Origin of the sequence: Oceanobacillus bengalensis, assembly GCF_003628445.1 — a bacterium.
Classification (GTDB): Bacteria; Bacillota; Bacilli; order Bacillales; family Amphibacillaceae; genus Oceanobacillus; species Oceanobacillus bengalensis.
Genome location: NZ_RBZO01000001.1, coordinates 173,225 through 187,404, shown reverse-complemented (window position 1 = coordinate 187,404; position 14,180 = coordinate 173,225). Strand labels below are relative to the sequence as shown.

Annotated in this window: 13 protein-coding genes; 3 read left to right on the top strand and 10 right to left on the bottom strand. The window is 36.7% G+C overall.

All coding sequences use genetic code 11. From position 1 onward, the window contains the following. Window positions 1–43: 43 nt before the first annotated feature. Window positions 44–265 (bottom strand): YdbC family protein, encoded by a 222-nt coding sequence (locus D8M05_RS00890; protein ID WP_121127687.1) that lies wholly within the window; start codon window positions 263–265, stop codon window positions 44–46. A 690-nt stretch (window positions 266–955) separates the two neighbouring features. After that, window positions 956–2,419 (bottom strand): amidase, encoded by a 1,464-nt coding sequence (locus D8M05_RS00885; protein WP_121127685.1) that lies wholly within the window; start codon window positions 2,417–2,419, stop codon window positions 956–958. A gap of 178 nt (window positions 2,420–2,597) precedes the next feature. Here D8M05_RS00885 and thiD point away from each other — a divergent pair, with 178 nt between their 5' ends. Both thiD and D8M05_RS00875 read left to right on the top strand, forming a co-directional pair. Further along, a complete protein-coding gene (thiD, locus tag D8M05_RS00880) occupies window positions 2,598–3,413 on the top strand; it encodes a bifunctional hydroxymethylpyrimidine kinase/phosphomethylpyrimidine kinase (RefSeq protein WP_121127683.1) in 816 nt (271 codons plus the stop codon). A gap of 702 nt (window positions 3,414–4,115) precedes the next feature. Next, entirely contained in the window at window positions 4,116–5,366 is a 1,251-nt protein-coding gene (locus D8M05_RS00875; RefSeq protein ID WP_121127681.1) for an MFS transporter, read from the top strand. 314 nt (window positions 5,367–5,680) lie between these two features. On the opposite strand, the gene D8M05_RS00870 is transcribed toward D8M05_RS00875, so the two are convergent. The 5 genes from D8M05_RS00870 to D8M05_RS00850 all read right to left on the bottom strand — a co-directional run bounded on the left by D8M05_RS00870 (window position 5,681) and on the right by D8M05_RS00850 (window position 10,933). Beyond that, window positions 5,681–7,096, bottom strand: coding sequence for a DHA2 family efflux MFS transporter permease subunit (locus D8M05_RS00870; protein WP_121127679.1), 1,416 nt, complete (start codon window positions 7,094–7,096; stop codon window positions 5,681–5,683). A gap of 258 nt (window positions 7,097–7,354) precedes the next feature. After that, complete coding sequence (locus D8M05_RS00865) at window positions 7,355–7,963, bottom strand: RlpA-like double-psi beta-barrel domain-containing protein (RefSeq protein ID WP_121127678.1); 609 nt, start codon at window positions 7,961–7,963, stop codon at window positions 7,355–7,357. Between the two features lie 87 nt (window positions 7,964–8,050). Next, window positions 8,051–9,217 carry a D-alanyl-D-alanine carboxypeptidase family protein gene (locus D8M05_RS00860; protein ID WP_121127676.1) on the bottom strand — a complete coding sequence of 389 codons (1,167 nt, stop codon included), beginning with the start codon at window positions 9,215–9,217 and terminating at the stop codon, window positions 8,051–8,053. A gap of 316 nt (window positions 9,218–9,533) precedes the next feature. Then, complete coding sequence (locus tag D8M05_RS00855) at window positions 9,534–10,253, bottom strand: hypothetical protein (protein ID WP_121127674.1); 720 nt, start codon at window positions 10,251–10,253, stop codon at window positions 9,534–9,536. Window positions 10,254–10,372: 119 nt separating this feature from the next. Then, window positions 10,373–10,933: an NADPH-dependent FMN reductase gene (locus D8M05_RS00850; RefSeq protein WP_121127672.1), complete on the bottom strand. Its 561-nt coding sequence runs from the start codon at window positions 10,931–10,933 to the stop codon at window positions 10,373–10,375. Between the two features lie 239 nt (window positions 10,934–11,172). Between D8M05_RS00850 and D8M05_RS00845 the strand changes: the two genes are divergently transcribed. Then, a complete protein-coding gene (locus D8M05_RS00845) occupies window positions 11,173–12,210 on the top strand; it encodes a C45 family autoproteolytic acyltransferase/hydrolase (RefSeq protein WP_121127670.1) in 1,038 nt (345 codons plus the stop codon). Between the two features lie 157 nt (window positions 12,211–12,367). On the opposite strand, the gene fosM is transcribed toward D8M05_RS00845, so the two are convergent. From fosM to D8M05_RS00830, 3 genes are read right to left on the bottom strand one after another with little or no spacing between them, the layout of a single operon-like run. Continuing rightward, window positions 12,368–12,787: a FosM family fosfomycin resistance protein gene (fosM, locus tag D8M05_RS00840; protein ID WP_379543558.1), complete on the bottom strand. Its 420-nt coding sequence runs from the start codon at window positions 12,785–12,787 to the stop codon at window positions 12,368–12,370. A 26-nt stretch (window positions 12,788–12,813) separates the two neighbouring features. Further along, window positions 12,814–13,287, bottom strand: a complete 474-nt coding sequence (locus D8M05_RS00835; protein ID WP_121127666.1) for a GNAT family N-acetyltransferase — start codon at window positions 13,285–13,287, stop codon at window positions 12,814–12,816. Between the two features lie 9 nt (window positions 13,288–13,296). Beyond that, on the bottom strand, window positions 13,297–14,175 hold the full coding sequence (locus tag D8M05_RS00830; protein WP_121127664.1) for a TetR/AcrR family transcriptional regulator: 879 nt from the start codon (window positions 14,173–14,175) through the stop codon (window positions 13,297–13,299). Between the last annotated feature and the right edge of the window lie 5 nt (window positions 14,176–14,180).

Below are 14,180 nucleotides of genomic sequence, written 5' to 3'. Positions count from 1 at the left end.
ATAATATCATACTCGACAGATTATGACAAGCCCTTTTTAAAATTTATTTTCCCATTGATTCTAACGATGATTTCAAGCGTAATAGTTCATCCTTCGTTAGGGTAACACCTTTTCCCATCTTTTCTCTCCCTGGTGCCCAATCCCTTAGATCATATTTTGGCTCTCGCCCATTCCAACTAACTAAATTTAATTCTTTCTTCCATCCTTTTGGTGATTCTGATATTACTGCTATTGTTTCGATGATTTCAAATTTCAATTCAGCCATTATTCATTCCTCCACAAGTTAATATATCTATCTGTATTTATTTTACACTATTATGGGCTATTTTTATAATAATGGATATGATTTTATATTGAAATTTTCTCTGTGTTGATTTTTGTATAGACTTCGGATCTATTTAATTCAGAATAGTGTAGCTCACGCTCACACTTATGAATGTTGTGTGTAGTCATTCGCTGCGGCAGAATGCTTCGCTTTCCGCGGGCACGGCCTCAGCCCTCCTCGGAAGAAGAACACTTCCTGTGGGGTCTTCAGACACGTGCTGTTCCCGCAGGAGTCTACGCATTCTGCCTACGCTATATTGAGTGCTCTAGATGTTATTAAAGCTATCGAACATAAAATTACGTTCTGGGCAGTTTTTCCTCGCAAAAGCATCATTTTTTTAGTGGAAATCAAGTAGAGCAGGAGCTTAGTGGAGGAAAGACACGAAGACTCCTACGGGAGGATAGGCCTAGGTGAGACTGCGTAGTGCGTTAGCACGGAGGAGGCTCACCAGCCGCCCGTGGAAAGCGAAGTGTCTTTGCGGAACGGCGTGCTTAAAACAATTCTGAATTAAATATATATACACTTTACATCAACTATTAATTAAACTTCTATACCTGGAAAATAACGCCCTTATGAAAAGAAGTAATCGCCATAAAAACTTGATTATGACAATTACTTTCAACAGGTTGATTACTTAACTAAATTTGGTGGTCGTCGGTGCAATGTTCCTTGTTCGTAGGAATAGGCGATTTCAATTAATGTTGGCTCATGATATGCCCTAGCAGTAAATGTAATGCCTACTGGTTCCCCCTCATTTGAATACCCCGCTGGAACAGTTATCGATGGATACCCTGCTTTTGCTGCAATTAAAGCCCCATAATAACTTGGAAAAACAATTGCATCCAAGTTATGTTCTAGCAATACTGCATCAATCCCTTTTTCCCTTGAAAGATAGGCATCACTTAATAAGCATTGTAAATATTCAGGCTCTATCAGACTACCACTTGTCGCTTCCGCTTCTAGGAATACTTTTTGACCGTACTTTAATGCTTTCTCTCCTATTTCTTCATTTTTCTTAATCACATCTGCTAATGTTCGAATTCCTATAGCTGGATCGATACTCTTCAAGTACGCTTGCAAGTCATTTTTAAATTCATACAACATCACCTTAATATCCGCTTCATTTTTTTCTGAAGGAATATCCACCGAATCAATTACCTCAGCACCTAAACGACGAAGCTCCTCGATTTCCCTGTCCATGATTTCGATTTTACTATCACTTAACCGATTAAAAAAAGGTTCACGCGCAATTCCAATTCGTTTCCCTTTTAGTCCATCTTTATGTAGGGATGTCGTAAAATCAACATCAACTAACTCATTGCTTAATGTAACTGGATCATTCGTATCTGAACCCTGAATTACATTTAGTAAAATAGCAGCATCTTTCACTGTTCTCGTCATTGGACCAGCAGTATCCTGCGTATGTGAGATTGGAATTATTCCTGTTCTACTAACCAATCCAATTGTCGGTTTAATACCTACGAGAGAATTCTGACTTGCAGGGCTTAAAATAGATCCAGAAGTTTCCGTTCCAATGGAGACAGCGGCCAAGTTTGCTGCAATTGCAGCTCCCGAGCCAGCACTCGAACCACCAACCGTAAAGTTCCCCCCATATGGATTTAATACTTGTCCACCACGTGAACTATAACCGTTTGGCATATCTTCAGCGATAAAATTTGCCCATTCAGTTAAATTGGTTTTCCCAAGAATAATCGCCCCTGCATCTCTAAGTTTCTTCACGAGAAAAGCGTCTTCTTTTGCATAGGAATCCTTTAATACGAGTGATCCAGCACTTGTATGCATCTTGTCCCCTGTATCGATGTTATCTTTAATAACGACAGGAATTCCGTGTAATGGACCTCTTTTCCCAGTTATTTTTCGTTCATAGTCAAGCGTTTCTGCTAAATGTAAAGCATCTGGATTCACTTCAAGGATAGAATTAATCTTTGGACCTGCTTGGTCATATGCAGCAATTCGATTAAAGTACATCATTACTAACGCTTTAGAAGTTATTTCGAAAGAATCTAGTTTTTCCTGGAGTTCATCTATAGTAGCTTCTACTAACCACTTTGGTTCTAGCTTCCGATTTTCCATTTTATAATCCTCCCACTACTAATTTTCTAAATCTTACCACAATATTTTATAAAGGTATAATTCGATTAACACTCACTTTACACTTTTTCTTAAAAAGTATATAGTTTATTCATATACGAATGTATATCCTATTAAATATATATGAATTCATATAATCGGAATATAGGAGGTTTTAAGCATGACAATGAAGAAAACTTTAACACTTGCAGGTAATGATTCAAGTGGTGGTGCGGGCCAAGCTGCTGATTTAAAAACATTTCAGGAGCATGATGTATATGGTATGGCAGCTATTACTAGTATAGTATCCATGAAACCAGACGGCTGGAACCATCAAGTAGCACCAATTGATGGGCACGTTGTAGAAAAACAATTAGACACCATTCTATCTGTTGGCGTTGATGCGGCAAAATCAGGTATGCTTGGGTCTGTAGATATCATTGAACTAGGAGCAAAGAAATTTGCTGAACATAAATTAGATCGTTACGTCCTTGACCCCGTAATGGTTTGTAAAGGTGAAGATGAAGTCCTTCTACCAGAAAATACAGATGCAATGCGTGAATTACTTCTTCCGCTAGCACTCGTAACAACTCCGAACTTATTTGAAGCTTGGCAACTCGCTGGCACTAGCGGACCAATAAAAGATATTGACGGGATGAAAGAAGCTGCAGTAAGAATCCATGAACTTGGAGCAAAAAATGTTGTCATCAAAGGTGGGAGAACCCTTGAAAATGCTGCTGATCTTTTCTATGATGGAAAAGAATTTGTCGTACTAGAAGGAGAAAAAATTGATACAACATACAATCATGGTGCTGGATGTACGTTCGCAGCTGCAGTAACTGCTAACTTAGCCCATGGCAAATCACCAAAAGAAGCCGTTTCTAACGCAAAACAATTTGTTAATGCAGCGATTAAACATGGCTTTAAGCTAAATGAATATGTAGGATCAGTAATGCACGGTGCCTATAACAAATTTCCTGTTGAAGTAAATAACTAAGAAACAATGCAAAAGCCATGAATAGGGTATTCACTCCTATTCATGGCTTTTTTTAAGCTGTTTTCGTAATATTTGTTGCCATTTATCGCAGTTGATACAAATTGTGGAATTATTTAATTCAGGATAGTCTTAAACACGCCGTTCCGGAAAGACACTTCGCGCATCTTAGGGCGGCCGATGAGCCCCCTTCGTGCTGGCGCACTACGTCTCATCTAGGCCTCTCCTCCCGCAGAAGTCTTCGTATCTTTCCTCCACTAAGAATCTGCTCTACTTTTCTTAACTAGAAATATGATGATTATGCAAAATAGGATATCCAAAACGTGTTTTTATGGACTATAGTCTAAAAAATATCTAGAGCAGCTATCTAAGCGTAGGCAGAATACGAAGACTCCTACGGGAACAGCACGTGTCTGAAGACCCCACAGGAAGGGCTCTTCTTCCGAGGAGGGCTGAGGCCGTGCCCGTGGAAAGCGAAGTATTCTGCCGGAGCGAAAGGCAGGGATTAACATTAATAAATGTAAGCGAGAGTTACACAATACTGAATTAAAGAAATCAACAATCTATATAAAAAATGTTTTAACAACAATTTTTTAGAAAAAAGCCTTTTTTTAAAATAGTTATTGTAAATAGTTGGAAAATCCGCTAGAATATCATTCAGACTATTTCACAAATAATTCCATAAGAAAGAAGGGAAGATATCCCTTGTCAAAATTCAGCGCATTACATCAGTCCATCAAGATTCGTTTATACTTGCAATTCGCCACAAGTCTAGCAACCTTAACGATTATGCCTTTTATTGCTATCTATTTTAGTAGATTGGTAGGAGAAACGATTACTGGTATTTTATTAATTTCTGTTATCTTTTCAGGTATTGTAGGAGGCTTAATTGGCGGCTACTGGTCCGATCAAATTGGACGCAAAAAGTTATTAATCTTTTCCGAACTTGGCATTGGCATTTCATTTCTTGCGATCGCCTTTATGAATTCCCCCTGGTTAGTCGCTCCATATATAAGTTTTGGCCTATTTTTAGTGAACATGTTTTGCAGCGGTATTTTTTATCCAGTTTCAACAGCAATGATTTATGACTTAGTAAAAAAGGAAGAACGGAATTATGTTTTTACAGCTATGTACTGGATAACGAACCTTGCCGTAGCACTTGGAAGTATTACGGGAGCATTCTTATTTGAGGATTACCATTTTTATTTGTTTATTTTCGTTGCTATTATTTCCATCGCATCATCGATTATTACCTATTTATTTATTGGTGAAACATTTATAAAGGAAGAGCCTAGTGTATCCGCTGCATCTCCATCAATTTTGGCCAATTATTTAAATGTCATGAAGGACAAAACCTATATGATCTTCTTAATTGGTTCTTTACTCGTTTTTTCACTAGAAGGGCATTTAACCAACTATATTGCAATTCATTTAGAAAAAACGATGGAGCAAACAACTTTGTTTGGTTCTTTTACGATAAATGGCTTAAATATGGTAGGTATCCTACAAGCAGAGAATACCTTGCTCGTCGTATTTACAGTTGCCATTGTTGCTTGGTTAGTAAAAAATAGAACAGACGGATGGAAACTTCTATTTGGCATGGGGATATATGTCATTGGATACGCGCTACTTAGTTATACCAACTCACCATGGATTCTTATTGGTTTAATGGTTTTCATCTCCATTGGTGAATTAATCTATGTTCCCATCCACCAAGGACTGCTTGCCGAATTAGCAGATGGCTCATATAGAAGCTCTTATTTAGCACTTGATAGCCTAGCTGGTCAAGGTCAAATGATCATTGCAGGTGCTGCAGTTACAATTGGTGGTTTTGTCTCCCCTGGCATAATGAGTGGCACCTTTTTCCTTTTTGGATTAATTGGCGTATGTATGATGAGCTATGTCATGAAGGAAATATCAAAGCGGGGAACACAAGAAAAAACAAACGTACAGTAGAGGGTAAGTTTATAATGGCTAAATAAGTGAAGGTTTTGCTTAAACATACCGTTCCGGAAAGACACTTCACTTGTCGCGAGCAACTGAGGCCATGCCAGTGGAAAGCGAAATATTCTGCCGGAGCGAAAGACAGCACATAGCATTCATAAGTGTGAGCATGAGCTTCACAAAATGAATATTATTAGTCCAAAGTTTATATCTTTTACGTCATTGCTTATATTTAAGAAAAAGCAACTACCCTTTAGTAAACAGCCTTTATAATAAACGATGAAGGACAATTCTCATCCTTAGAATTGTCCTTCATTTATATTCATTTATCCAACTTTAATTTTCCTTCTTTGCCTATCTTTAATAAAGAAGGTAATAATCAAACCGATGACAGCTGTGAAAGCTGCCACAACGAAAGATACATTCACACCATGAATCATACCATCGACACCTTCTTCAGGAATTGCAGCAGTTGTCATAATCGTAATTGGCAATGCTGTACCAATTGCTCCTGAAACCTGTCTGAACGTATTGTTTACTGCTGTTCCATGTGAAATGAGATCGCGTGGCAATTCATTTAATCCAGCAGTAGTTGCTGGCATCATCGCCATCGCCACACCTAGCATACGAAATGCATGTGCAGTAGCAATATAGGTAAATGATGTTTCACTAGTAAGGAACGATAGCATAAAAGTTGTAATGACGATTAACGACAACCCGATAATGGTAAGCCATCTTGCACCATATTTATCAAACAACCTTCCAGTTACCGGGTTCATAATTCCTTGCAGAATAGCTCCTGGTAATAATGCTAATCCAGACACAAGGGGAGAGAAACCTAACATATTTTGCATATACAAGGGCAATACAACCGCTGCGCCTATCATTGCAATGAAGGTTACCATTCCTAATGCTGTTGTTAAAGTAAACATCTTATATTTGAATACTCTCATTTCCAAGATCGGTTCTTTTAAATTCAATTGTCTTAAAATAAACCATGTAAGTGTTATTGCACCAACAATAAAGGAAATAATTACTTGCGCACTTCCCCATCCCGCACTTCCTGCAGCACTAAATCCGTACAACAAACCACCAAATCCAAGGGTGGAAAGGATAATCGATAAAATATCGATTTTAGGAAAGGTTTGCTTTGTGACGTTTTTCAGAATAAAGTACGCTACAATAATATCGATGATAGCAATCGGAAGAATCATGTAGAATAACGTTCTCCAAGGGAAGTGTTCTACAATATAACCAGATAAAGATGGTCCGATTGCCGGAGCAAAGGCGATAACGAGCCCAAACATCCCCATTACCGTTCCTCTTTTTTCAATAGGAAAAATTAACATCATAATTGTTTGCATCAATGGCATCATAATCCCAGCGCCTGCTGCTTGGAATACTCTTCCTGAAAGCAACATTGAAAAATTCGGAGCAATAGCCGCAAGCAGTGTTCCTACTGAAAACAGGGTCATTGCAGTTAAAAACAGCCCCCGTGTTGTAAACCTTCCTATTAAAAAGGCTGTTATTGGTATCATAATCCCATTAACTAGCATAAAAGCAGACTGTAACCATTGAACGGTATTCTCATCAATATGTAAATCTTTCATTATATGAGGCAACGCTGTCCCAAGCAAGGTTTGGTTTAGGATTGCTACAAATGCACCTGATATTAAAACGATCATAATTGGTACTTTATTTATTTTTTCAAGTGAATCTGGTGTAGAATTTTGCTCTACCATAAGCTTCCTTCTTTCTTTTCGTTATAGTCAAGGTAACTGCCTTTGTTTAACAAAAGCATAATCTGGTAATTGTAACACAACAAAGTGGAAGAAGACATCATTCCATAGTATGATACCCTAAAATCCCGACAGATTACATTTCCGATAAAAATTGATTATTTACGTTAAACAGCTATAGGGAGTGGAGGTCTTTTGTTAGACCTTCACTCCCTATCCATGTAATCTATTTAGTAGTATACTTCAAACGAATGAACGTTTTCAAACTTGCCGTATCAACAACGAAATAACATCATTCGTATTTGCATCATAAACCAAGTCACCTGCTATGTGCTTGCTTCCTTGTGGTGATTCTAACATGAATTCATACGAGTCTTTCGTTTGAGAGGATGATCCTCCCGACTTTCCAACATGCTCATAATTGGATACCGTATACGCAGGAAATGCCGTTTCAACCACACTGATAAAATAATCTGCCCAGTTTTTCTCCTGTTCATTTGATAATGGAGTCATTTCAACATTAATAACACCTACACTCGGATTTATCCCCAATGCTGCAAATGCTGCCCGATGTAAATTTATCCGATTAATCGGATAGCCCTGTACTTCATCAACAATTTTCACAAAAACTTCTCTTCCGACTGGCGCTGACAAATTCCTAACCTTAATAATTTGCCCACAACGAAAAGGTGAGTCTTCTCCTACAGCTGCTGTCATTTGATTATAATCTGACCATGGTATATTGCACTTCGTTACTTGTCCACCCTCTGTCCAAGTAGCCTGACCTGTTATCGTTTGTCTGTGCTCAAATGAATTAAAATATGGATCATTGTTACGATAATTATTCATATATGGATTGTACGGATACATAACATTTTTCCCCCTATCTTTAAAGCTTCTTATACAAAAAGCCTACCTAATATTCTATGAATTAGGCAGGCTAACTGGTGCAGCTTTTTAGGATTTAACTGTTCTTAAATACTTAAATATAATGAAGACAAAGAATACCAAAGTAAGGATTAATACGACTACAATTATCCATGAATCGATATGAAGTCCAGGAGCCTCATCTACATCTGTTGTTGAAAAACTTTCTACCTGAGTCTCCTTCTGTGGCTCAACTTTCTCTAACTCAAAAGTTGAGGATGTACGCTTATCTTCAATTGTTAAAATTCCATCCTCATTGACATTCTTACTTATCGTATCATTAATGGCGTGAGTATATTGTATCTTTTCTGATGGTATATATTTTTGCCCATCCACCGTAAAGCTTGCACCGTCTTCCATTTGAGAAGTTCGGTAATTATCAAATCCATAATCTAATAATTTAATCGTATCTTCGTATGCTGCATCATCAGTGTTAGCTTTGAGTGTTACTGCAATCAAACTCAATTCATCACGTTCTGCGGTGGTGACCAATGTAAAACCAGATTGGTTTACAAATCCATTCTTACCACCAGTTACTCCGTCATAAGGAAATTCACCTTTCAGTATTCGATGGTGGGTCTGTATCGTTGTATCCCACGACTTCCCATCCCAATCTAATTCCTTGGCACTAAACATATTCATAAAATTTTTATTTTGCATTGCATATTTGGTAATTTTTGCTAAATCCTCCGCAGTTGTCATGTGATCTTCTTCATACAAACCATGTGGATTCTTAAAGTTTGTATTCTTAGTACCAATCTTATCTTTTAAGTATGTATTAAGATCCATTGCAAAGCCTGCCATACTCCCACTAACATGTTCAGCAATGGCTACTCCTGCATCATTACCTGAATTGATTAACATACCCTGGATAAGTTTTTTTAATGCTACTTGTTCTCCTTCTTCTAAAAAAACAGTTGTTCCATCTGCGTTGGTCGCATTTTCACTTACAGTAACATTTTCATCTAGTTTTCCCTTTTCAATGGCAAAAATCGCTGTAGCAATTTTTGTCAAACTTGCAGGATGCATTGCCTCTCCTGCATTTTTTTCGTATAAGACTTGTCCGGTATCAGCTTCGATTAATATTGCAGCCTCACTAACAATTTCAGGCTGACTGGCCTCTTCTGCCGCTGCTTCATCTACAAAAATTCCTGTGCCTAAAAATAAGATAGAAAAAAAGCAAATCATATTCTTCATACAAACACCTATTCTTTAGTAGTTTCACAGTTTACTATAATAAATAAACCACCCTCCATTGTAAAGTGAGAATGCGGAATAATTGTGGCACAACCATAACAAATTGCCTTAAGGAAGATAACAATACACATTTATTATGACTTTTTCCGTAATAGCCAGTTTATTAAAGCCTGTTTTTAGAGGTTGTTGTTTATGTTACAAAAGATATCTACTAGAAGAAAAGCAACAAATTACTAAAAGATTCTTATTAAAAGACAACACAAAAAAAAGCTCAGGGAGTTTGAACTGAACTGCTCCCTGAGCGCTATTCACCATTTTAGTGCATCATATCTGTGAAAGGATATAGCTCCATACCTTTCGCTTCTTCATAATAATTTGTAACGATTTCATTGAGCAAACTTTCAGCATCTCTACTTGTGGTCTTAATTCCTAATTTTTCAGCCGTTTGCATAACTTTCATTGCATGAATCTCTTTTGCTAATTCTTTCAAATCCTTATCTGTTGCATCAACACCGAGTTCTTTAGCTTCCTTCGTTAATTTTGTTTCCATTACTTCTTTTTTGAGTTCTTTCATTTCTTTACCTTCAGTAGCGATACCAAGATCTTCTGCTTTCTTCATTAGCTTCATTTGATGCACTTCTCTCGCTAACGCTTTTGTGTCTTTACCACTAGCTTCAATACCTAATTCCTCAGCCTTCTTAGTGATTTTCGCTTCAAATACTTCTTTCTTTAGTTCCTCTATATCTTTTCCCTCATGTTTAATTCCTAATTCTTCAGCCGCATTCGTTAACATCGCTTCATGGACCTCTTCTTTTAAAACATCTATTTCTTTTCCTTCTATAGCTATACCTAATTCTTTCGCATGAATTTTCAATATAGCTTCACTTTCATAATGGTGATGTTTATCTTTCGTATCTTTCCTGTCCTTTTCGCCCCATACGCTTTCTACATCAACACTTGCTAATGTGTTTGAGACCCCGATAGTAAGCCCCATCATCAGTAATCCAGCAATCAAGATACTACATTTTTTCTTCATCCTTTAACACCTTCCTATGTATGGTAATATTTTCTTTCTACTATAATGTTTCCATAAAGTGAAAAAAGATGTAAAAAAAATGAAAAAAAGCCACTCCTTGTGGAATGACTTTTTTTCTATTAATATGCGCTCTCGTATACAACAGTTTTTTCAACCCATGCAATATAGTTATTAACTACAGTATCGATAAATTGAATCGTTGCCTCATCCATTAAATTTCCATTTTCATCCATTTTCTCATGCACAGAACCCACATATACTTCATTACCTGGAAGTGTTAGCGTAGATACACCTGGAGCATTCAAGATTTGGCGAAGTTGCAATTGTGCTTTCACTGTTCCCAATGCCCCTTGTGATGCACCAACAATCATAGCGGGTTTGCCAATTAATACTTTTTCGACGCGAGAGAACCAGTCGATTGCATTCTTTAGTACTGCTGGAATAGATGCATTATATTCAGGTGTTGCAAATAAGATACCATCAGATTCCTTAATCTTTTCTCTAATTTCCTTAACGATTTCTGGTGGATTTAGCTCATCATCTTCATTATAGAATGGAAGGTGGTCGATTGGTAGAATCTCCAATTCCAATTTATTTGCATATCTATTTTGCATAAAAGTAGTTAGTTTCATATTGTAAGAGTCTTTTCGGTTACTACCAACCAATGCTACTATTCTCATATAAATATTCCTCCATATGTATATTCTTTCTTAGATAACTCTATTATTCCAAAGAATACTTAGGTTAGCAAGTGACGTTTGTTTCCCATTGAGGATATAATTTCCAAGATAAATCCGGTTCGATAGATTAGTGGCCTTGTTAATCAGAAAGGTATGTAGCAATGCGAGTTTAATTTCTTTGTTCTTCTTCTCTTTTCTTGTACAATTTGAAGTAAATAATGTCGATAAGGGTGGGGGAAATGAAGAAAATTCACAGTGATATTATTCAATTTCGTGGGAGTCATTATGATTTAGGGTATAAGCACGGGGAGCAACTAAAGGATTCGCTCATTATGAAGAACAGAAGGAAGCACTGGAAAATCCGAAGACCACGATTTACTATTGATACAAATGATACGAAACATGCATTTATGAAATTCGCACCACGAATATGGGATGAACTTGAAGGAATGCAAGATGCTTTGAAATCCCCAATAGAAGAGATCATACGAGACTTTGGTGGATACCGAATTGAATCGCCAAGAAGCGGGTGCTCTGTTTATACAGGGAAAGATTTCCTCATTCGGAATTATGATTACCATCCAAAAACATATGAAGGGCGCTTTAATGTTTTCGCACCAACAGATGAGGGCTATGCGGTAATCGGCCCAGCCCAACGGATAACAGGCCGAATGGATGGCATGAATGAAAAAGGATTAGCAATGGGCTACAATTCAATCCACCGCAAGAAACCAGGTAGTGGATTTATATGTCATATGATCGGTAGAATGATTTTAGAAACATGTGCCAGTGTTGAGGAAGCAGTAGAATTTTTAAAGGAAATTCCGCACCGTCATACATTTAGTTATGTTGTTCTTGACGAGCAGGAAGAAACGTATATTGTTGAAGCGAGCCCAAGGTCTGTTGATGTACGCCAATCAAACGCCTGTACGAATCACTTTGAAATGAAGCAAGATGAGAACCGACACCATTTAGAGGATTCATATAAACGATTAAATGCAATCATAGAGCAAAAAGATCATGCCACAGATGCCCATAAAGCATTTCGAATGATGAACGATACGGATAAAGGTGTTTTTTCCAATGACTACCGGAATTGGTCAGGAACAATCCATACATCTGCTTACCTTCCCAAAGAGAAGCAAGTTTGGTTTTCTATTGGCGGAGACCAGGAACCGAATATTTTCGATTTTGGAAAATGGTTAGAAGGAGAAAACTTTACCGAAAATCGTATGTACGGAGAAGTAGATACAGACTTAGGATTTGCTCATATTTAAGGTGCCTGTCACTTGTCGAGGTTTGTTAGATTTTGTCGATTTTTTTAAAAAAGGCTGCTTTTCACACGATTTGCAGCCTTCTTCCATATACCTATTCTACTATAAAAACAGTCTTACCAATGGAAATAATTCCACCTGCATATATCTTCCTTCATTTTCAATCAAAAAACTCCATATGTGGCTTTTCTGATTGATAATAATCCAACCTATCCTGAAGTTTTCCCGTATGAAACTCAAATTTATGTCCATCAGGATCCGTAAAATAGATTGATTTTTTGTCACGTTCATCTCTTTGTCTTCCAGGTAAAATATTGACATGTAGCGATTTTAATCTTTCATATATACGTTCAAAATCTTCTTCCTCAATTGAAAAAGCAATATGTGTATAGGAGTGATGAATTTCGTTTCTAGGAATATCTTTTTCTACATTTAACGCAAGCCATAAACCATTTAGGTCAAAATATGCAGTACTCCTCCCTTTTACTAATAACCTTGCATCAAAAACATCTTTATAAAAAGCTATTGATTTATTCAAATCCGTTATAGAAAATAATAAATGATTTATTCCTTTTACCATCATTAACAATTCTCCCCCGAACTTACCTAACCTCTATTTTTTACCATCGTAATAAATTCAACATCCTCTCGCATAAACTCCATTTGCCTTTCAAACCCAAAATTCTCATATAATTTTATCGCCCGTTCATTAAAAGTTGCTACGGTCAGACGAATATCTTTACTATATTTTTCCTGCACAAATCTAAGAACAAAGGAAAAGAAATGATGACCGTTTCCTTTTCCTGTAAGTTCTGGTTTCATCCCAATACCGATATCAATGCAATCATATAAATATGCTTTCGATCGATTCCCATCAGGGACCTGTGCAGGTTTGCCTGTACAGAAGTATCCAATAAGTTGGCTATGGCCATCGAGAACAACAAAGTACTTATTAGTTAATAATTCCATCATTGCCCCACTAGTCAACACATTATTATAAAAATCATAAGGCTTGTCGTATTTCCAACATAATACTTCTATTGCATATTTTTCTGTCATCTTCTTAACTGTTAAATGCATGATACAACCTCACTTCTCAATCATATGCCATATTTTAGACGAGGCTTTCCTAACTTTATGTTCATATGCTGCTCCTTCAACGGCTTTATTAAGGGAAATAATGACACTTTCCAGTAAAAATAATCGTGGATTTTCTTCCAAAAGCTCCTCGATTAAGAAATCAACATAGTCTACAGGTTTTGAATCCATTGCATCTTCCATTGTCTTTTTTAGGTCTACTAATAAATCGATAATTTGTGCTTTTAATTCTGCATTATTTTTCTTATTTTTTAAAAAATGGGAGAAATAATTTTCATAAAAGTACACTTTCCCTAATGTATTCTGTTCATGTATTATCGGCCGTAGTCTCAGTAAAGCAAACTGAACCATTTCTTCTATATTAACCGTTTTTGGTTGCAACTGTTTTACAATCTGTGTACTTTGCTGAAGAATTCCTAAAAAAGTAATCGCATGGTCAATTGCATATTTTTCAACTCTTGATCCATACAGATCAACTAATCGCTTCGCTACCCATTTTAATTCCATAAAGTATTGTTTCGACATGAAATATTTTAGATCTTTATCATCGGAGATAGATACCGAAGAAAAAAGAGCCATCAAATTATGCTTCTTATCTATATTGAATCGTACGGTAAGCTGTTGAGCAAATACAGATTCACTATCCTCATCACTTTCGTACGCTATTGCTATTCTATCATTTGTTATTTCTTCTGTAATTCGTTCAATAATAGCCATTAAACATTCGTTTTTTGTACTGAAATAATTGTAGAATGTTCCTTTTGCAATTTGTGCTTCGTTTAAAATATCTTGAATCGACGTCGTATTGAACCCATTTTTAATAAAAAGTTTCTGTGCTGCATCAATGATTTGCTTTTTCTTTTGGTTCATATAAA

Excerpts from the sequence above, each read along its gene's own strand:
- D8M05_RS00890 (WP_121127687.1), bottom strand. The coding sequence starts at position 265 with ATGGCTGAATTGAAATTTGAAATCATCGAAACAATAGCAGTAATATCA.
- D8M05_RS00885 (WP_121127685.1), bottom strand. The coding sequence starts at position 2,419 with ATGGAAAATCGGAAGCTAGAACCAAAGTGGTTAGTAGAAGCTACTATA.
- thiD (WP_121127683.1), top strand. The coding sequence starts at position 2,598 with ATGACAATGAAGAAAACTTTAACACTTGCAGGTAATGATTCAAGTGGT.
- D8M05_RS00870 (WP_121127679.1), bottom strand. The coding sequence starts at position 7,096 with ATGGTAGAGCAAAATTCTACACCAGATTCACTTGAAAAAATAAATAAA.
- D8M05_RS00865 (WP_121127678.1), bottom strand. The coding sequence starts at position 7,963 with ATGTATCCGTACAATCCATATATGAATAATTATCGTAACAATGATCCA.
- D8M05_RS00860 (WP_121127676.1), bottom strand. The coding sequence starts at position 9,217 with ATGAAGAATATGATTTGCTTTTTTTCTATCTTATTTTTAGGCACAGGA.
- D8M05_RS00855 (WP_121127674.1), bottom strand. The coding sequence starts at position 10,253 with ATGAAGAAAAAATGTAGTATCTTGATTGCTGGATTACTGATGATGGGG.
- D8M05_RS00850 (WP_121127672.1), bottom strand. The coding sequence starts at position 10,933 with ATGAGAATAGTAGCATTGGTTGGTAGTAACCGAAAAGACTCTTACAAT.
- D8M05_RS00845 (WP_121127670.1), top strand. The coding sequence starts at position 11,173 with ATGAAGAAAATTCACAGTGATATTATTCAATTTCGTGGGAGTCATTAT.
- fosM (WP_379543558.1), bottom strand. The coding sequence starts at position 12,787 with ATGGTAAAAGGAATAAATCATTTATTATTTTCTATAACGGATTTGAAT.
- D8M05_RS00835 (WP_121127666.1), bottom strand. The coding sequence starts at position 13,287 with ATGCATTTAACAGTTAAGAAGATGACAGAAAAATATGCAATAGAAGTA.
- D8M05_RS00830 (WP_121127664.1), bottom strand. The coding sequence starts at position 14,175 with ATGAACCAAAAGAAAAAGCAAATCATTGATGCAGCACAGAAACTTTTT.